Here is a 19,362-nt window from a genome sequence, read left to right on the forward strand (position 1 = left end):
GCGCCTTTTTTAATCCTGACGCAGAACCTGACGGCCGTGCTCCAGCAGGGCGTCGGTCACTTTACGCATCATGCGGCTTTCCGGCGCGAAGCGGTGCCAGAACAGCATCCGGCGCTGGAGCAATCCCGGGGTTAAATCGACAAGTTCGCCGGACGCCAGCTCTTTCTCGATCTGCAGGTGCGGGATCATACAGCAGGTGGTGCCCTGGCGCGCCAGCTGCACGAAAGCCTCCGACGAGTTGACGATATGGCAGGGTACGCTGCCCGGCGAAAGATCGAAGTTTTGCTGCAGGAAGGCCTGATGCATGTCGTCCAGATGGTCGAAGGCGACCGCCGGCGCTTTCAGTAGCGCCGAGCGGGTGACGCCGTTCGGGAAATAACGTTCGGCAAAGCCCGGCGAGGCGACGAACAGGTAGTCCAGCGCACCGAGCTGATCGACCAGGCAACTGGGCAGCGGCTGCGGCTGAATACTGACCGCGCCGACCACCTCGCCGCGGCGCAGGCGCTCCTGAGTGCGGGTTTCATCTTCCACCTGCAGGTTCAGACGAATCGGCGAGTCGGCCAGCACCGGTTTTAACGCCGGCAGCAGCCAGGTTGCCAGACTGTCGGCGTTGACCGCCAGCGACAGCAGCAGCGGCGTATCGACACCGGTATCGTTGCCCAGCCACTCTTCCTCCAGCAGCTCCACCTGGTGCAGCAGCGCCAGCAGCTTTTGCCCCTGTTCGGTGGGGCGCGGCGGTACGGTACGGACCAGCAGCGGCTGGCCAAACAGATTTTCCAGCTGTTTGATGCGTTGAGATACCGCCGATTGGGTGATGCAGAGTTTTTGTGCCGCGCGTTCAAAGCCGCGTTCACGGATCACCGCGTCCAGCGCTTGTAGCGTTCTGTAGTCTGGGCGTTTCATCGGAGAGATATCCCTTAACGTTAATGGTTTCTGGCACTATACCTTAAATAGCGCCGCTTGCATCACAGCACAGGCGTGACGCTTGGCGCGCACGGGCCACAATTTGCGATCCATACCTGCATTCAGCGAGGCGATTTACCCTATAATACGCATACGTTTTCGTATATAGGCAATGGAAAATAGCATGACGCAGGATGAACTGAAAAAAGCGGTAGGCTGGGCGGCGCTGGAATACGTGAAGCCGGGCACCATCGTCGGCGTGGGCACCGGGTCGACCGCCGCCCACTTTATTGATGCGCTGGGGTCAATCAAGGATCAAATTGAAGGCGCGGTGTCCAGCTCCGACGCCTCCACCGCCAAGCTGAAAAGCCTCGGCATCCACGTATTCGACAGCAACGAAGTGGACTCGCTGGATATTTACGTCGACGGCGCGGACGAAATCAACGGCCATATGCAGATGATCAAGGGCGGCGGCGCAGCGCTGACGCGTGAAAAAATCATCGCCGCCATCGCCCGCAAATTTATCTGCATCGTGGATGCCTCCAAACAGGTGGACGTGCTGGGCAAGTTCCCGCTGCCGGTCGAAGTGATCCCGATGGCGCGCTCCTACGTGGCGCGCGAACTGGTGAAGCTGGGCGGTCTGCCGGAGTATCGTCAGAATGTGGTCACCGATAACGGCAACGTGATTCTCGATGTGCACAATCTGAGCATCACCGACGCGGTGGCGCTGGAGAACAAAATTAACGGCATCGCCGGCGTGGTGACCGTCGGGCTGTTCGCCAACCGTGGCGCCGATGTGGCGTTGGTCGGCACGGCGGACGGCGTCAAGGTGGTCGAATAACCACCGGCTGTGTATGCAGGCTGCGCCGCCCGGCGCAGCCCGTTGCCGGCATAATTTTCAGCAGAAAACATCTTTTCTTTAATCCGCCAAATTTGGTGACATATGTCACATTCTCGTCATAACCTCGGTTAAGCTTCTGCCAAATTCTTTCTGCATGGCATTTTCAACCAGAATCACCCCTCTGAACTCTCCCTTGTGCTGAGGGGCGGGCAATCGTTTGTATTGCCGCCCGCGTTATTTTTGTTATGTTGGTGGTCGAGCTGTTTTATCTCTTCCCGTCATCCGGCTGCCGGCAAGGTGGAAACCCTGCGGGGCGCCCGCGAGCGGAAGAGGGGACAGCCGCTTCTGAAGTCTGAACATAGGGTCGGGTAAATGGCAAAAGTATCATTGGAGAAAGACAGGATTAAATTCCTGTTAGTGGAAGGGGTTCATCAAAGCACGGTGGATAATCTGCGCGCTGCCGGTTATACCAACATTGAATATCACAAAGGTGCGTTAGACACCGAGTCACTCAAGGCATCGATCCGCGATGCCCATTTCATCGGCATCCGATCGCGCACGCATCTGAGCGAAGAGATCTTCGCCGCGGCCGAAAAGCTGGTGGCGGTAGGCTGCTTCTGTATCGGCACCAACCAGGTGGATTTGAAAGCGGCGACCAAACGCGGCATCCCGGTGTTCAACGCACCTTTCTCCAATACCCGATCCGTTGCCGAAATGGTGCTGGGCGAGCTGCTGCTGATGCTGCGCGGCATCCCGTCGGCCAACGCTAAGGCGCACCGCGGCGTGTGGAACAAGCTGGCCGTCGGCTCGTACGAAGCGCGCGGCAAGAAGCTGGGCATCATCGGCTACGGCCATATCGGCACCCAACTGGGCATCCTGGCCGAAGGGCTGGGGATGAAAGTGTTCTTCTACGACATTGAGAACAAACTGCCGCTGGGCAACGCGCAGCAGGTGCGTCATCTGTCCGATCTGCTGAATATGAGCGACGTGGTGACCCTGCACGTGCCGGAAACGCCATCGACCAAAAACATGATGGGCAAGGACGAGATGGCGCTGATGAAGCCTGGCTCGATCCTGATCAACGCCTCCCGTGGCACCGTGGTGGATATCCCCGCGCTGTGCGAGGCTCTGTCCAGCAAACACCTGGCGGGCGCGGCGATTGACGTGTTCCCGGAAGAGCCGGCCACCAACAGCGATCCGTTCAATTCGCCGCTGTGCGAGTTTGACAATGTGATCCTGACGCCGCATATCGGCGGTTCTACCCAGGAAGCGCAGGAAAACATCGGCGATGAAGTGGCCGGTAAACTGGCGAAGTATTCCGATAACGGCTCCACGCTGTCGGCGGTTAACTTCCCGGAAGTGTCGCTGCCGGCGCACAGCCCGAACGCCAGCCGCCTGCTGCATATCCATGAAAACCGCCCCGGCGTGCTGACCCAGATTAACCAGATCTTTGCCGAAGAGGGCGTCAACATTGCCGCTCAGTATCTGCAGACCGGCCCGGAAATTGGTTATGTGGTCATTGATATTGAAGCGGAAACCGAACGCGCCGACGCGGCGCTGCAGCGAATGAAGGCCATCCCAGGCACCATTCGCGCGCGTCTGCTGTTCTGATTGGCGTTTTAACGCGGATTAAAGAGGCCGGGCTTGTCCCGGCCTTTTGCTATTGGGCGATTTGCCAGGCCCAGACTTTGGACGGGGTGATGATTTCCGGCAGCGGGATATCCCAGTGTTCGGTCGGGATGCCGTCCACCTGCTGGCAGTCGTGCGCCAGCCCTATCGGATAAGGGCCGCCGTGCTGCCACTGTTGCAGCGTGCGGTCATAGAAACCACCGCCCATGCCCAGACGCTGCCCCTGGCTGTCGAACGCGACCAGCGGCGCCAGAATGACCGCCAGCTGTGAGGTCGGCAACACGTTGCGCACGTCCAGTTCGGGTTCGAGGATGTTAAAACGGTTGGGGCGCAGCACGCTGTCGGGGTGGTAGTGTAAAAACAGCAGGTTGCCCGCGCTGAACGGGTGCAGCACCGGCAGATAAACCTGTTTGCCCATATGCCACAGACGCTCGATTAACGGGCGGGTATCCAGTTCGCCGTCAAAGGAAAGAAACGCCGCCACGCTGTCGGCCGCAATAATACGCGGATGAGAAGCGATGCGTTCGGCGGTTTGCCGGGCGAAAGTATGCTGTTGCTGCGCGGAAAGCGCACGGCGTCGCTGACGGATTTGCTGACGGATGTCTTGCCGCTGTTTGGCGAACTGAGGTTGGTAATGCATCATGGGCATGATCGCATAGCGCGTTAAAGGCCGCGTAAACCTGATGAAAGGGGGAATCTCCGAGATGCCGTCGCAGGCTGTAACCCTTGAACCCGAGGTTCAAGGTGAACGTACCGTCGCAATCTTAAGGCTTCTCGACAAGCGAGCATGCTCACCGATCGCGGAGCAATACATTCTGTTTGTACTAAATATCGGCTCAGGGGACTGGCCCGCTGGCAAACATCTCAGAGAAATTTTGTACTCATTGCCGAACCGTTAGCGTTCAGCAACTTATGTTATTCGAATTGTGCATCATCCTGACGGTCAGAGATGCGACCTTGCTCAAGCAGCGCCTGTTCAATGGTCTGTTGCAGCATACGGATGCGCTGTTCCATATTGGCCGCATAATCACGAGTTTTCAAGCGTTCTTGTGCGAGTTCGTGACAAACATTCAACGCGGCAATGAAAACCAGCTGTTCAGTATTTGTGACTCTAGTGCGAACTTTGAGATCTTGCAACCGCTGGTTAAGATCGTCCGCCGCCATGTTCAACGCATCTTGTTGTTCTGGCGGGCAATTAACCCTTAACGAACGGCCAAAAATTTGAATATCTACTGGTTGTGCAGACATGCCACCTTCCTGCCTAAATTTCGCGCCGGCTCCGGTCTATCGAAGCGGGGCGCCACTATATATACCTCGGTACCAAGATACAACCCCTTAAAACACGGCGTTTTATCCCGTGGTTATTCAGTAACCTGATGATAATCTACTGTGCGTCGCGCCGGCAGTCAAAAAAATAGCCAGGCCGCTGCGAACGCTGTCGTTATCCCGGCCAACCCTGACCACAGACGGATTGTCACCAACCACTGAAGGGGCGTGCTTATCTGGTGTAACCACGAGCCTTGGTGGTAGCATAACACGAACTTATCCTGCCAACGATGACGAATACGCATGTCTATACAGAATACATACCCAAATTACTTCACCTTGTCCGCCGCCCTGAACCAGCAGGCGGTGGCGCTCACCGCCGCTGAAATGCACGGTTTAATCAGCGGTTTGCTGTGCGGCGGCAACAATGACGCCAGCTGGCGCACGCTGGTGCACGACCTGACCAATGAAGGCGTGGCGTTCCCTCAGGCGCTGAGCCAGCCGCTGCAGCAGGTGTATGATCTGATTCATGAGACGCTGAGCGATGATGAATTTATGTTCCAGCTGATGCTGCCCGAAGGCGAGGCGGTTACGGTGTTCGAACGCGCTGATGCTCTGTCCGGCTGGGTCAATCACTTCCTGCTGGGCCTCGGCATGATGCAGCCGAAGCTGGCGCAGGTGAAAGACGAGGTTGGCGAAGCCATTGACGATCTGCGCAGCATCGCGCAGCTGGGCTACGACGAAGACGAAGACCAGGAAGAGCTGGAGCAGTCGCTGGAAGAAGTAGCGGAATACGTCCGTATGGCGGCAATCCTCTGCTATAACGAATTCAACCGCCGTAAACCGACCGCGGTGGAAAACGTCAAACCTACATTGCACTAAAGATTCGTATCGACCGTGCGCTTCGGCCGACTTGATTTCAGGAGAAGGACATGACTCAGCAGGAATTTCAGAACCGCCGCCAGGCGCTGTTGGCGAAAATGGCGCGGGGCAGCGCGGCGGTGATCTTTGCCGCGCCGGAAGCAACGCGCAGTGCAGATTCAGAATATCCTTACCGCCAGAACAGTGATTTTTGGTATCTGACCGGTTTTAACGAGCCGGAAGCGGTGTTGATTCTGATCAAGAGCGATGAAACGCACAGCCATAGCGTATTGTTCAACCGGGTGCGCGATCTGACGGCTGAAATCTGGTTTGGCCGTCGTCTGGGGCAGGAAGCGGCGCCCGAAAGGCTGGGTGTCGATCGTGCGCTGCCGTTTGATGAAATCGATGAACAGCTGCATCTGCTGCTTAACGGCCTGGATGTGGTGTATCACGCGCAGGGCGAATATGCCTATGCGGACCGGATCCTCTACGCCGCGCTGGATAAGCTGCGCAAGGGCTTTCGCCAGAACTTCCAGGCGCCGGCCACCGTCACTGACTGGCGGCCGTGGCTGCATGACATGCGGCTGTTTAAATCGGCCGAAGAGCTGGCGGTAATGCGCCGCGCCGGGGAAATCAGTGCGCTGGCGCACACCCGCGCGATGGAAAAGTGCCGGCCGGGCATGTTCGAATATCAGCTGGAGGCGGAGATTCATCACGAGTTTACCCGCCTCGGCGCCCGCTACCCGTCGTATAACACCATCGTTGGCAGCGGTGAAAATGGCTGCATTTTGCATTACACCGAAAATGAAAGTGAGATGCGCGACGGCGATCTGGTGCTGATCGACGCCGGCTGTGAATATCAGGGCTATGCGGGCGATATTACCCGCACTTTCCCGGTCAACGGCAAATTCAGCGCGCCGCAGCGGGCGGTGTACGACATTGTGCTGGCGTCCCTCAACAAGGCGCTGGCGCTGTTCCGGCCGGGCACCAGCATCGGCGAAGTGAATGCGGAAGTGGTGCGCATTATGGTCACCGGTCTGGTGGAGCTGGGCGTGATGAAAGGCGAGGTTGAACAGTTGATTGCCGAACAGGCGCACCGCCAGTTCTTTATGCATGGCCTGAGCCACTGGCTGGGGCTGGATGTGCACGACGTCGGTCATTACGGTTCGCCAAACCGCGACCGGGTGCTGGAGCCGGGCATGGTGCTGACGGTGGAGCCGGGGTTGTATATCGCGCCGGATGCCGACGTGCCGGAAGCCTATCGCGGCATCGGCATCCGTATTGAGGACGATATCCTGATTACGCCGGACGGCAACGAGAACCTGACCGCCAGCGTAGTGAAAGACGCCGATGCGATTGAAGCGTTGATGGCGGCGGCAAGATAAGATGAGCGTAATTATCGTTGGCGGCGGGATGGCCGGAGCGACGCTGGCGTTAGCGCTGTCGTCGCTGACGCAGGGCAGGGTGCGCATTGACGTGGTTGAGGCCACGCTGCCGGGCGACCGGATGCATCCGGGGTTTGACGCGCGCGCCATTGCGCTGGCGCAGGGCACCTGTCAGCAGCTCAGCCGCATCGGCGTCTGGCCTGCGCTGCGCGACTGCGCGACGCCGATCTCGCAGGTGCACGTCAGCGATCGCGGCCACGCCGGCTTCGTCAATCTGTCGGCGCAGGACTATCAGGTCGAGGCGTTGGGGCAGGTGATCGAACTGTACGACGCCGGCCAGCGGCTGTTTGCCCTGCTGGAAAATGCGCCGGGCGTGACGCTGCACTGTCCGGCCAAAGTGATCGATGTGACGCGTAGCCGCGAGCAGGCCGAGGTGCTGTTGGATAACGGACAGCGCCTGAGCGGCCAGTTGATGGTTGCGGCGGACGGTTCGCGTTCCGCTCTGGCGCGCGCCTGCAATGTGCAGTGGCGGCAGCAGGACTACCCGCAGTTCGCCACTATCGCTAATGTGACCAGCGAGCAGGACCCGCAGGGCCGCGCTTTTGAGCGCTTTACCCGCCACGGGCCGCTGGCGTTGCTGCCGATGTCGCAGGGGCGCAGCTCTCTGGTCTGGTGTCATGACCGCGACGATCGTGAACGGGTGGACGGCTGGGACGACGCGCGTTTTCTGCAGGAACTGCAGCAGGCGTTCGGCTGGCGTCTGGGGCGGATGCTGCAGGTCGGCAAGCGCCACAGCTACCCGCTGAGTCTGTTGACCGCGCAGCAGCACGTTTCCCACCGTCTGGCGCTGGTGGGCAATGCGGCGCAGACGCTGCACCCGATCGCCGGGCAGGGTTTCAACCTGGGGCTGCGCGACGTGATGTCGCTGGCGGAAACCGTGGCGGAAGCGTCGCAGGCCGGCGAGGATCTCGGCGCCTACGCGGTGCTTGGCCGCTATCAGCAGCGGCGGCAGCAGGACCAGCAGGCAACCATCGGCGTGACCGACGGCCTGATCAAATTATTCGCCAACCGCTATGCGCCGCTGGTGGTTGGGCGTAATCTGGGCCTGATGGCGATGGAACATTTGCCCGTGGTGCGCGATGCCTTTGCCAAACGCACCCTGGGCTGGGTCGAGCGCTAGGCCGATGGCCGCGATGTCGCTCCCCGTTATTTAAGGCGTTTTTAAGGAATTAAGCAGCATGCAATCATTCGATGTGGTTATCGCCGGCGGCGGTATGGTGGGACTGGCGCTGGCCTGCGGCCTGCAGGGCAGCGGCCTGCGCGTGGCGGTGCTGGAGCACCGGCAGCCGGAGCAGGGCGTTCCGGAGCAGCTGGCGCTGCGCGTTTCCGCCATTAATGCGGCCAGCGAGCGCCTGCTGCAACAGATTGGCGTCTGGGACGATATTCTGCAGCTGCGCGCCAGCGCCTACAATGCGATGGAAGTATGGGACCGCGACAGCTTCGGTAAAATCGCCTTCCGCGGCGATGAGTGCGGCTTCAGCCATCTGGGCCACATTGTTGAAAACAACGTGATCCAGCAGGCGCTGTGGCGCAAGGCGCAGACGCTGTCGGACGTCACGCTGCTGACGCCGGCGGCGTTAAAACAGGTCGCCTGGGGTGAGAACGACGCCTTTATCACGCTGGAGGACGGCCGCATGCTCAGCGCACGTCTGGTGGTGGGCGCGGACGGCGCCAACTCCTGGCTGCGTCAGCACGCCGATATTCCGTTGACCTTCTGGGATTACCGCCACAGCGCGTTGGTCGCCACGATTCGTACCGAAGAGCCGCATCAGGCTACGGCGCGTCAGGTGTTTCACGGCGACGGCATTCTGGCCTTCCTGCCGTTTGGCGACCCACACCTGTGCTCGATCGTCTGGTCGGTGGCGCCGGAGGAGGCCGAACGGCTCAGCCAGCTGTCGCCGGAGGCGTTTAACCGCGAACTGAGCATGACCTTCGATATGCGTCTGGGGCGCTGTACGCTGGAAAGCGAACGGCTGACCTTCCCGCTGACCGGACGCTACGCCCGCAGCTTTGCCGGCCATCGTCTGGCGCTGGTAGGGGATGCGGCGCATACCGTACACCCGCTGGCCGGGCAGGGCGTCAACCTGGGCTTTATGGACGCCGCGGAGCTGATCGCTGAACTGAAGCGCCTGCAGCGGCAGGGCAAGGATATCGGCCAGCACCTGTATCTGCGGCGCTATGAGCGCCGCCGCAAGCACGGTGCGGCGGTGATGCTGGCCAGCATGCAGGGTTTCCGCGAACTGTTTGACGGCAACAATCCGGCCAAGAAGCTGCTGCGCGATGTCGGCCTGCGGCTGGCCGACAGCCTGCCGGGCGTCAAGCCGAAGCTGGTGCGTCAGGCGATGGGGCTGAATGACCTGCCGGAGTGGCTGACGTAAGGCTGCCGACGCGCGGTATCTTATTTAGCATCAGGGGGCGCTATCACGGCGCCCCTGTTTTTTAGGCCTTCAGTCATCAATTTTCCTTATATTACCCTTCATTTGAAATAATCTAATTTAACGCCCGATAACCCATTAGTTTTTATAATCCGATGTAAAAAAGGCAAAGGCTATAACTCCTTCTCTTACAGCGTGTTTGTTATATAACATCGGACATTTGCCGCTTTAATTGTTAATTTTGTGCCTTAAGACGCATTTTTCCAGTGAAAAACTCTGCACACTAACGCGACATTTTTCCTCCCGCGCACCGCGCTGAGCCTATTTTAACTTATGGTTAAAAACGACGTTCGGTGATAAGTTCGGGTAAAGGGTATCGTTTGCGTCGTGCTGATGGGCGCCTTTTTTTCGCCACGGTTTCGCACGGCATTTCAACCCCGGAATGTATTCCGCCAGCCGCCATGCGGCCGGCATGATGACGGGGACATTGTGGAAAGAGGGATAAGATGGCAAAGCAAACTCCACTGTATGAGCAGCACGTGGCATGCGGCGCTCGCATGGTCGATTTTCATGGTTGGATGATGCCGCTGCATTATGGCTCGCAGATTGATGAGCATCACGCCGTGCGTCAGGACGCCGGCATGTTCGATGTCTCCCACATGACTATTGTCGATTTGCACGGCGCCCGCACCCGGGAGTTCCTGCGCTATCTGCTGGCGAATGACGTCGCCAAACTGACCCAGCCCGGCAAGGCGCTGTATACCGGCATGCTGAACGCTTCCGGCGGCGTGATTGACGATCTGATTGTTTACTTCCTGACGGAAGACTATTTCCGCCTGGTGGTTAACTCCGCCACGCGCGACAAAGACCTGGCGTGGATTGAACAGCATGCCGCGCCGTATGGCGTAGAGCTGCAGGTGCGCGACGACCTGGCGCTGATCGCGGTGCAGGGGCCGCAGGCTAAAGAGCGCGCGGCCATTTTGTTCAATTCGGAACAACAGCAGGCGGTGGCCGGTATGAAACCGTTCTTCGGCGTACAGGCCGGCGAGTTGTTTATCGCCACTACCGGCTATACCGGCGAGGCCGGCTATGAAATCGCCTTGCCGACAGAGCAGGCGGCCGACTTCTGGCAGCGCCTGCTGGCGGCGGGCGTGAAGCCGGCCGGCCTCGGCGCGCGCGATACGCTGCGTCTGGAAGCCGGAATGAACCTTTATGGTCAGGAGATGGATGAAGGCGTATCGCCGCTGGCGGCCAATATGGGCTGGACCATCGCCTGGGAGCCGCAGGACCGTCAGTTCATCGGCCGCGACGTGCTGGAACAGCAGCGCGAGCAGGGCACCGAACAACTGGTCGGATTGGTGATGACGGAAAAGGGCGTATTACGTAATGAACTGCCGGTGCGTTTCACCGATGAAGCGGGCCAGACGCACGAAGGGGCGATTACCAGCGGGTCGTTCTCGCCGACGCTGGGCTTCAGCATCGCGCTGGCGCGGGTGCCGGCCGGCATCGGCGACCAGGCCATCGTGCAGATCCGCAACCGTGAAATGCCGGTGAAGGTCACCAAGCCCGGTTTTGTACGTGCCGGTAAGTCACTGATTGATTAATGATTGATTGATTTTATTTGAAGGAGCCGCGGGCGATGAGCAATGTACCAACTGAACTGAAATACGCCACCTCTCACGAGTGGGTGCGTAGCGAAGGCAATGGCGAATATGTGGTGGGTATCACCGAACACGCGCAGGAACTGCTGGGCGATATGGTATTTGTCGATCTGCCGGAAGTCGGCGCCACCGTTGCCGCCGGCGACGACTGCGCGGTGGCGGAGTCGGTGAAAGCCGCGTCCGACATCTATGCGCCAATCAGCGGTGAAATCATCGCGGTGAATGAAGAGCTGGACGGCTCGCCGGAGCTGGTCAACAGCGATCCTTACGCTGACGGCTGGCTGTTCCGCATCAAGGCCTCTGACGAAGCGGAGCTCGGCAAGCTGCTCGATGCCGCCGGTTATCAGGCGTCTATCGAAGAGTAATGGTTACCACGCCCCGCACGCTGACGCGTCGGGGCGTTTTAGTTATTAAGGCTACATCCCGTACCACGTAAGCATTCAGGAATTTGTCGCAATGACTCAGACACTCAGCCAACTTGAACACAGCGAAGCGTTCATTGAACGCCATATCGGCTCTTCTGCACAGCAACAGCAAGAGATGCTGGAGGCGGTGGGCGCCCGCTCGCTCAGCGCGCTGATCCAACAGATTGTGCCGGCAGATATTCAGCTGCCGGGGCCGCCGCCGGTTGGCGATGCGGTGACTGAACATCAGGCGCTGGCCGAACTGAAGGCGATCGCCGGCCAGAACCAGCGCTACAAATCCTATATCGGCATGGGCTACAGCTCGGTGCTGACGCCGCCGGTGATCCTGCGCAACATGCTGGAAAATCCGGGCTGGTACACCGCCTATACGCCGTATCAGCCGGAAGTGTCGCAGGGCCGTCTGGAAGCGCTGCTGAACTTCCAGACCGTGACGCTCGATCTGACCGGGCTGGATCTGGCCTCCGCCTCGCTGCTGGATGAGGCTACCGCCGCCGCCGAAGCGATGGCGCTGGCCAAGCGCGCCAGCAAGCTGAAAGGCGCCAACCGTTTCTTCGTCGCCGACGATGTGCACCCGCAGACGCTGGACGTGGTGCGTACCCGCGCCGAAACCTTCAACTTTGAGGTGATCGTCGATAAAGCGGAAAAAGTGCTGGAGCTGGAAGGAGTGTTCGGCGTGCTGCTGCAGCAGGTGGGCACCACCGGCGAGTTGCACGACTACGGCGCGCTGCTGGCCGAACTGAAATCCCGCAAAATCATCACCAGCGTGGCGGCCGACTTTATGGCGCTGGTGCTGCTGACCGCGCCGGGTAAGCAGGGCGCCGACGTGGTGTTCGGCTCCGCGCAGCGCTTCGGCGTGCCGATGGGCTATGGCGGCCCGCACGCGGCCTTCTTTGCCTGCCGTGATGAATTCAAGCGTTCGATGCCGGGCCGTATCATCGGTGTTTCCCGCGACGTTGCCGGCAATACCGCGCTGCGTATGGCGATGCAAACTCGCGAACAGCATATCCGTCGTGAAAAGGCCAACTCCAATATTTGTACCTCGCAGGTGCTGCTGGCCAATATCGCCAGCCTGTATGCGGTGTACCACGGGCCGCAGGGCCTGAAGCGCATTGCCGAACGTATCCACCGCCTGACCGATATTCTGGCGGCCGGGCTGCAGCAGGCCGGCCTGCAACTGCGTCACAACAGCTGGTTCGACACCCTGACGGTAGAGGTGAAAGACAAGGCGGCGGTGCTGGATCGCGCCCTGAGCTTCGGCCTGAACCTGCGCACCGATATTCACGGCGCGGTCGGCATCACGCTGGATGAGGCCACCTCACGTGAAGACGTGCAAACCCTGTTTGCGGTGCTGGCCGGTGACGGCCACGGGCTGGACATCGATGCGCTGGATGCGGCGGTCAGCGCGGCAAGCGCCTCCATTCCGGCGGCGATGCTGCGTCAGGAAGCGATCCTGACCCACCCGGTGTTCAACAGCTACCACAGCGAAACCGAAATGATGCGCTATATGCATCGTCTGGAGCGTAAGGATCTGGCACTGAACCAGGCGATGATCCCGCTGGGTTCCTGCACCATGAAGCTGAACGCCGCGGCGGAAATGATTCCGATCACCTGGCCGGAGTTCTCCGATATGCACCCGTTCTGTCCGCCTGAGCAGGCGACCGGCTACCAGGTGATGATCGGTCAGCTCTCCCAGTGGCTGGTGCAGTTGACCGGCTATGACGCGGTCTGCATGCAGCCGAACTCCGGCGCGCAGGGGGAATATGCCGGCCTGCTGGCGATTCGCCGTTATCACGAAAGCCGCAATGAAGCGGGGCGTCACGTGTGCCTGATCCCAAGCTCGGCGCACGGCACCAACCCGGCTTCCGCCCAGATGGCGGGCATGAGCGTGGTGGTGGTGGCCTGCGACAAGAATGGCAACATCGATCTGCACGATCTGCGCGTCAAGGCCGAACAGGCAGGCGCGGAGCTGTCATGCATTATGGTGACCTATCCGTCCACCCACGGCGTCTATGAAGAAACCATCCGTGAAGTGTGCCAGATCGTGCATCAGTTCGGCGGTCAGGTGTATCTGGACGGCGCCAACATGAACGCACAGGTCGGCATCACCACGCCGGGCTACATCGGTGCGGACGTTTCTCACCTCAACCTGCATAAAACCTTCTGTATTCCGCACGGCGGCGGCGGCCCGGGCATGGGGCCGATCGGCGTGAAAGCACATCTGGCGCCGTTTGTGCCCGGCCACAGCGTGGTGCAGATTGACGGCGTAACCACCCAGCAGGGCGCGGTGTCCGCCGCGCCGTTCGGCAGCGCGTCGATTCTGCCGATCAGCTGGATGTACATCCGCATGATGGGGGCGGAAGGCCTGAAGCAGGCCAGCCAGGTGGCAATCCTTAATGCCAACTACATCGCCACCCGTCTGAAGGATGCCTATCCGATTCTGTACACCGGCCGCGACCACCGCGTGGCGCACGAATGTATTCTGGATATTCGTCCGCTGAAAGAGGAAACCGGCATCAGCGAGATGGATATCGCCAAGCGCCTGATCGATTACGGCTTCCATGCGCCGACCATGTCGTTCCCGGTAGCGGGCACGCTGATGGTTGAGCCGACGGAGTCAGAAAGTAAGGTTGAGCTGGACCGCTTTATCGAGGCGCTGCTGTCGATTCGCGCAGAAATGGAGAGCGTGAAGCAGGGGGCATGGCCGCTGGACGATAACCCGCTGGTGAATGCGCCGCACGTGCAGGCCGAGCTGGTGGGCGACTGGCAGCACGCCTACAGCCGCGAGCTGGCGGTATTCCCGTCCGCTGCGGTGCGTGAGAACAAGTACTGGCCGACCGTGAAGCGTCTGGATGACGTTTACGGCGACCGCAACCTGTTCTGCTCCTGCGTGCCAATCGGCGAATATCAATAACGCATAAGCGAACGCTGAACATCAAGGGACACCGCATTATGCCGTGTCCCTTTTTTATTGCGACGGCTTAACAGCCGCAGAGCAGGTGAATATCCTCGGGGGTGCGGGCGAACAGTTCGGCGAGCAGCCGGCATCACCGCCCGGCAAACCGTTATGCATCGTGCAACAGCGCGCTACGGAAGGAGAGGATATGCGCCTGCGCCGCGCTTTCCGCCGCATCCGCATCCTGCTGCGCCAGCGCGGCGATAATCGCCCGGTGTTCGTCGATCACTTCCTGCATATGGCCCTGCCGGGACAGCGAGGTCGCCCAGAAGCGCTGGGCGCGTGCGTGCAGCACGCTGAGAATGTCCGCCAGCATGGCGTTGCCGGCGATCTGCGCCAGCGCCTGATGGAACTCATGATCCAGCGTCATCATGCGCACCCGATCGCGCGCCTGGCAGGCGGCTTCGATCTGCTGGTTGATGGCCTCCAGGCTGGCGATCTGCGGTGCGCTGGCGCGCTTGCTGGCCAGCCGCATACACAGCAGTTCATTGGCCAGCCGCACGTCAATCAGCTCCAGCGCATCGTCGATCGACAGCGGTGCCACCATCACGCCTTTACGCGGGATCACCTGCAGCAACCCTTCATTCGCCAGCCGGTGGATCGCCTGATTGATCGGCGTGCGCCCCATCGCCAGATCGTCCATCACCTGCGCCGTATTCAGGTACTCGCCGGGCTTATAGCTCAGCGTCACCAGTGCCTGTTTAAAGCGTCGGTAGGCCAGTTCGTTCTGCGACAGGCCGGCTTCCTCTACCGTCGGGAGTTCCCGGCGCTCTGCGTCAACGGTCTTCACACTTTGCTCCTGCAACCAGAAAGTTTTTAGACATAGTACACAAAAACATGGCACGGAAATCGCTTATTTAGCAACTGAAGATATAGTGAAATTTCACTGGAATTTAACACCAAGGAAACAGATGCCATGCAACTAACCTTCACTTTACCTGATTCGGCGGGGGCTGAGGCGCTGAATGTGGCGATCGATCATCTGGTGATCGCCGGCTGGACCGGGCGCGACCATGAGGCCATTTTGCACCATATCAGGGAACTGGCGGAGCTGGGCGTGCCCCAGCCGAGTGCAATTCCGCTGTTTTATCGCGTGGCGGCCAATCAGCTTAGCCAGTGCGACAGCGTTGAGGTGGTCGGCGGCGCCAGCTCCGGCGAAGCCGAACCGCTGATCTTCACCCACCGCGGCGAGCTGTATGTGTCGCTGGCTTCCGATCACACCGACCGTCAGCTGGAGGCGCACAGCGTCGCGCTGTCGAAGCAGCTTTGCGTCAAGCCGGTTGCCTCTGCGGCCTGGCCGCTGCATGAGGTGGCGCCGCACTGGGACAGCCTGATTCTGCGTTCCTGGATCCGCGAGGAGGGGGAGTTTCGTCTTTACCAGCAAGGCACGTTGGCCGGCCTGCGCACGCCGGGGGACTTGCTCGAACGTTATCTGGGCGGTGTGCAGACGCCGGAGTGTCTGACAATGCCGCAACCGCCGGAAGGGCTGGCGATGACCTGCGGCACCCTGGCGGCGATCGGCGGCATCCGTCCGGCGGCGGAGTTTCGTATGGAGCTGGTGGACGAAGTGCTGGGTCGCACCATCAGTCACGCTTATCGCAGCGTTGAATTACCGGTGGTGGCGTGATGGAAAACTGGACATTACGACAGGCCGCCGCCGCGCTCGCCAACGGCGATATCACCTCTGAACGGCTGACCGCCGCTGCGCTGGCGCGAATTGACGATCCGCAGGGGGAAGGAGCGCGAGCGTTTGTCCGCGTGTATCACGACTGGGCGCGGCGACAGGCGCAGGACGCCGACCGCCGGCGTGCGGCCGGGCAGCCTCTCTCTGCGCTGGACGGCGTGCCGGTGTCGGTTAAAGACCTGTTTGACGTGGAGGGCGAGGCCACTACCGGCGGATCACGGGCGCTGATGCAGGCGCCGGCGGCGCAGCGTCATGCGGCGGTGGTGGCGCGGCTGCTGCAGGGCGGCGCGGTGGTGATCGGCAAAACCAATATGACTGAATTCGCCTACTCCGGCCTGGGCATTAACCCGCATTACGGCACGCCGGCCAATCCGTGGCGGCGGGAGGAGCGGCGAATTCCCGGCGGTTCCTCGTCCGGCGCCGCGGTGGCGGTCAGCGACGGCATGGGCTTTGGCGCGATTGGCAGCGATACCGGCGGCTCGGTGCGCATTCCGGCGGCGTTCTGCGGCCTGACCGGCTATAAGCCCAGCGCCAGCCGCATAGACATGACGGGCGTGCAGCCGCTGTCGCCGTCGCTGGACTCCGTCGGCGTGATTGCCCACGGTCTGGCGGACTGCATCGCGCTGGATGGGCTGATTGCGCGGCAGCCGTTGCTGCCGACCGCCCAGCCGTTGGCGCAGGCGCGCTTTGCGCTGCCGCAGACGCTGGCGATGGATGAACTGGACGAGACGGTGTCCGCGGCGTTTCAGCGTGCGCTGCGGCGGCTGGCGCAGGCGGGCGCGCGGATTGACGCCCTGCCTTGCGATGAGTTTGCCGAACTGGCGGCGATCAACGCGGCCGGCGGCTTTACCGCGCTGGAGTCCTGGCAGTGGCACCAGACGCTGATTGCCGAGCAGGCGGCGGCTTACGACCCGCGGGTGCTGTCGCGCATCCGACGTGGTGCGGCGCTGGGCGAGCAGGACGGCCGCCGGCTGCGGGAGCAGCGGCTCGACTGGCAGCGGCGGGTGGCCGGTTCGCTGCAGGGCTACCACGCGTTGCTGATGCCCAGCGTGCCGTTTGTCGCGCCGACCATCGCCGAGCTGGAGGCCGATGAGGCGCACTACTTCCGGATCAACGGCGCCGCGCTGCGTAACCCTTCAATCATTAATTTCCTGGACGGCTGCGCGGTGTCGTTGCCGATTCAAGCGCCGGGCGAAGCGCCGGTAGGGCTGATGGTCGCCGGTCTGGCGCAGCAGGATGAGGCGCTATTGGGCTGGGCGCTGTCCGTTGAGCGCTGTCTGGCCGGCGCGTAATTTCCGGCGGGCCCGCCCGCCTCATAATGAGCTAACAGGAGAGTCCCATGACCGGAACCCCGAACGGAATGCTGTTTGTTGCAACCGATGTCGCCGCGCAGGATGAGGCGGATTTCAATCGCTGGTATGACCGTGAACACGTGGAAGAGCGGGTGCGCATCGACGGTTTTTTAAGCGGCGCGCGCTATCAGGCGCTGGAGGGCGGACGCAAATACCTGGGCCTGTATAAAACCGTCTCGCTCGACAGCTTTACCTCTGCGGCCTATCACGCGGCGTTTACCCGGCAAACGCCGTGGTCGGTAGCCAGCCTGGATAAAATGGTGGACCCGATGCGGCGGGTATGCGCCGTGGCGGCGGTCACCGGCTTTGGCTGCGGCAGCCACCTCGGCGTGATAACGCTTCCGGCGGAAGACGCCGCCGTGCTAACGCCGCGCGTTTCCCAACTGGGGGAAATGCTGTCCGCCGAGGCCGGGTTTGTCTGCAGCAGCCTGCTGCTGCCGGACGCGGCGCTCAGCACGCCGCTGCCGAAAGAAGCGCCGGATAACCGCACGCTGTCACCGATGCTGCTGATTGAAAGCAGTAGCGCCGAAGCTGGCGAGCGTCTTAACGCGCTGGCCTGTCAGCAGTTGAATATCGCCGCAGATGCCGTGCTGCGTTACGCCCTTGGCTGGCAACTTACCGCACAGGAGCTGAAATCATGAGCACCTCAACCACCGATACGCCGCTCGATAGCGCAGCAGCGCACAGCGAGGCTGCGCCGAACACCGGCAAACTGGCGGCGGCCAGCTCCATCGGCACCGCGCTGGAATGGTACGACTTCACCGTTTACAACATTATGGCGGCGCTGATTTTTAATCACGTTTTCTTCCCTTCCTTCGACCCGCTGGTCGGCACCATACTGGCGTTTTCCACCTATGCGGTCGGCTATGTGTCGCGGCCGATCGGCGGTATGGTGTTCGGCCATCTGGGCGACGTGCTCGGCCGACGCTTTGTGCTGGTCACCACGCTGCTGATCATGGGCGCCACCACCGCGCTAATGGGCATGCTGCCTGGTTACGCCAGCTGGGGCATCTGGAGCCCGCTGCTGCTGGTGACGCTGCGCTTTATTCAGGGTATTGCGCTGGGCGGCGAGTGGGCCGGGGCGGTGCTGCTGGCGATGGAGCACGGCAAACCGCAACAGCGCGGGCGCAACGCGTCGTTTGCCCAGGTTGGCCCCTCCTGCGGGACGCTGGTGGGCACCGGGTTTATCACCGTGGTGACGCTGGCGATGTCGGCGGAGGACTTCCAGCAGTGGGGCTGGCGCATACCTTTTCTGTTGAGCCTGGCGCTGGTGGCGTTCGGCCTGTGGCTGCGGCGCGGCGTGGGCGAGACGCCGGCGTTTCTGCAACTGGCGGCGAACCGCGATGTGACGCACGCGCCGCTGCGTGAAGTCTTCAGCCACTATAAACGCCCGCTGCTGATCGCCGGCGGCTCGCGTATCGGTTCCGACGTGCTGTACGCGCTGGTGGTGGTGTTTACACTGACCTATGTCACTACGGTGCTGAACCTGCCGCGGCCGCTGGCGCTGGCCGCCACCATGCTGGGGGCGGTGGGCAATGCCATTACGGTGCCGCTGTTCGGTGCGCTGTCCGATCGTCTGGGACGGCGCCCGGTGTATATCGGCGGCGCGCTGGCGGCAATCGTCTGGGCCTTTGTGTTCTTTGTGCTGCTGGACAGCACGCAGCCGGTGCTGATTTGTCTGGCGGTGGTGGTGGGACTGCTGATTCATGCGGCGATGTACGGCCCGCAGGCGGCGTTTGTCACTGAACAGTTTCCGACGCGGGTGCGCTATGCCGGCTCGTCGCTGGCCTATACGCTGGCGGGGATTGTCGGCGGCGGCTTTGCGCCGCTGATTATCACATCGCTGTTTAAATCGTATGACAGCACGCTGGCGATCTCGGCCTATGTGACCCTGACGCTGCTGATCACCCTGTGGGCGGTGTTGGCGGCCAAGGAGACCGCCCATAAGCCGTTGTAACATCAACGCC

The 19,362-nt window shown here is 61.2% G+C and carries 17 protein-coding genes and 1 other RNA gene; 13 read left to right on the plus strand and 5 right to left on the minus strand.

The genetic code is table 11. The features are described from left to right. Positions 1–9: 9 nt before the first annotated feature. The gene (locus HF675_RS04785; RefSeq protein WP_105232413.1) at positions 10–903 is read right to left on the minus strand and encodes a LysR family transcriptional regulator ArgP; all 894 of its coding nucleotides are present in this window, start codon (positions 901–903) and stop codon (positions 10–12) included. 184 nt (positions 904–1,087) lie between these two features. Here HF675_RS04785 and rpiA point away from each other — a divergent pair, with 184 nt between their 5' ends. Both rpiA and serA read left to right on the plus strand, forming a co-directional pair. Continuing rightward, positions 1,088–1,744 (plus strand): ribose-5-phosphate isomerase RpiA, encoded by a 657-nt coding sequence (rpiA, locus tag HF675_RS04790; RefSeq protein WP_015673688.1) that lies wholly within the window; start codon positions 1,088–1,090, stop codon positions 1,742–1,744. A 372-nt stretch (positions 1,745–2,116) separates the two neighbouring features. Beyond that, on the plus strand, positions 2,117–3,355 hold the full coding sequence (gene serA, locus HF675_RS04795; RefSeq protein WP_105232412.1) for a phosphoglycerate dehydrogenase: 1,239 nt from the start codon (positions 2,117–2,119) through the stop codon (positions 3,353–3,355). 49 nt (positions 3,356–3,404) lie between these two features. On the opposite strand, the gene HF675_RS04800 is transcribed toward serA, so the two are convergent. The 3 genes from HF675_RS04800 to zapA all read right to left on the minus strand — a co-directional run bounded on the left by HF675_RS04800 (position 3,405) and on the right by zapA (position 4,621). Beyond that, positions 3,405–4,013: a 5-formyltetrahydrofolate cyclo-ligase gene (locus HF675_RS04800; RefSeq protein WP_187044697.1), complete on the minus strand. Its 609-nt coding sequence runs from the start codon at positions 4,011–4,013 to the stop codon at positions 3,405–3,407. Positions 4,014–4,065: 52 nt separating this feature from the next. Then, positions 4,066–4,247, minus strand: a non-coding RNA gene (ssrS, locus tag HF675_RS04805) — 6S RNA. A 41-nt stretch (positions 4,248–4,288) separates the two neighbouring features. Beyond that, entirely contained in the window at positions 4,289–4,621 is a 333-nt protein-coding gene (zapA, locus tag HF675_RS04810; protein ID WP_015673685.1) for a cell division protein ZapA, read from the minus strand. Between the two features lie 321 nt (positions 4,622–4,942). Between zapA and HF675_RS04815 the strand changes: the two genes are divergently transcribed. From HF675_RS04815 to gcvP, 7 genes are all read left to right on the plus strand, one after another. Continuing rightward, complete coding sequence (locus HF675_RS04815) at positions 4,943–5,521, plus strand: YecA family protein (protein WP_105232410.1); 579 nt, start codon at positions 4,943–4,945, stop codon at positions 5,519–5,521. Positions 5,522–5,571: 50 nt separating this feature from the next. Continuing rightward, entirely contained in the window at positions 5,572–6,885 is a 1,314-nt protein-coding gene (gene pepP / locus HF675_RS04820) for a Xaa-Pro aminopeptidase (protein WP_187044166.1), read from the plus strand. 1 nt (position 6,886) lies between these two features. Next, the gene (gene ubiH / locus HF675_RS04825; protein ID WP_187044167.1) at positions 6,887–8,065 is read left to right on the plus strand and encodes a 2-octaprenyl-6-methoxyphenyl hydroxylase; all 1,179 of its coding nucleotides are present in this window, start codon (positions 6,887–6,889) and stop codon (positions 8,063–8,065) included. A gap of 58 nt (positions 8,066–8,123) precedes the next feature. Then, on the plus strand, positions 8,124–9,323 hold the full coding sequence (ubiI, locus tag HF675_RS04830; protein WP_105232407.1) for an FAD-dependent 2-octaprenylphenol hydroxylase: 1,200 nt from the start codon (positions 8,124–8,126) through the stop codon (positions 9,321–9,323). A 503-nt stretch (positions 9,324–9,826) separates the two neighbouring features. After that, complete coding sequence (gene gcvT / locus HF675_RS04835) at positions 9,827–10,924, plus strand: glycine cleavage system aminomethyltransferase GcvT (protein WP_187044168.1); 1,098 nt, start codon at positions 9,827–9,829, stop codon at positions 10,922–10,924. Between the two features lie 35 nt (positions 10,925–10,959). Then, entirely contained in the window at positions 10,960–11,346 is a 387-nt protein-coding gene (gene gcvH / locus HF675_RS04840) for a glycine cleavage system protein GcvH (RefSeq protein ID WP_105232405.1), read from the plus strand. A 91-nt stretch (positions 11,347–11,437) separates the two neighbouring features. Further along, a complete protein-coding gene (gene gcvP, locus HF675_RS04845) occupies positions 11,438–14,317 on the plus strand; it encodes an aminomethyl-transferring glycine dehydrogenase (RefSeq protein ID WP_187044169.1) in 2,880 nt (959 codons plus the stop codon). A gap of 151 nt (positions 14,318–14,468) precedes the next feature. On the opposite strand, the gene HF675_RS04850 is transcribed toward gcvP, so the two are convergent. After that, positions 14,469–15,149, minus strand: coding sequence for a GntR family transcriptional regulator (locus HF675_RS04850; RefSeq protein ID WP_105232403.1), 681 nt, complete (start codon positions 15,147–15,149; stop codon positions 14,469–14,471). Between the two features lie 126 nt (positions 15,150–15,275). Between HF675_RS04850 and HF675_RS04855 the strand changes: the two genes are divergently transcribed. From HF675_RS04855 to HF675_RS04870, 4 genes are read left to right on the plus strand one after another with little or no spacing between them, the layout of a single operon-like run. Further along, on the plus strand, positions 15,276–15,986 hold the full coding sequence (locus tag HF675_RS04855; protein WP_105232402.1) for a DUF2848 domain-containing protein: 711 nt from the start codon (positions 15,276–15,278) through the stop codon (positions 15,984–15,986). Continuing rightward, on the plus strand, positions 15,986–17,335 hold the full coding sequence (locus tag HF675_RS04860) for an amidase (RefSeq protein ID WP_187044170.1): 1,350 nt from the start codon (positions 15,986–15,988) through the stop codon (positions 17,333–17,335). Before HF675_RS04855 ends, HF675_RS04860 begins: the two co-directional genes overlap by 1 nt. A gap of 47 nt (positions 17,336–17,382) precedes the next feature. Then, the gene (locus tag HF675_RS04865) at positions 17,383–18,036 is read left to right on the plus strand and encodes a DUF4286 family protein (RefSeq protein ID WP_187044171.1); all 654 of its coding nucleotides are present in this window, start codon (positions 17,383–17,385) and stop codon (positions 18,034–18,036) included. After that, a complete protein-coding gene (locus tag HF675_RS04870) occupies positions 18,033–19,352 on the plus strand; it encodes an MFS transporter (RefSeq protein ID WP_187044172.1) in 1,320 nt (439 codons plus the stop codon). Before HF675_RS04865 ends, HF675_RS04870 begins: the two co-directional genes overlap by 4 nt. Positions 19,353–19,362: the final 10 nt, after the last annotated feature.

It is taken from the genome of Serratia sp. JUb9 (assembly GCF_014298095.1).
Lineage (GTDB): Bacteria > Pseudomonadota > Gammaproteobacteria > Enterobacterales > Enterobacteriaceae > Serratia_B > Serratia_B rhizosphaerae.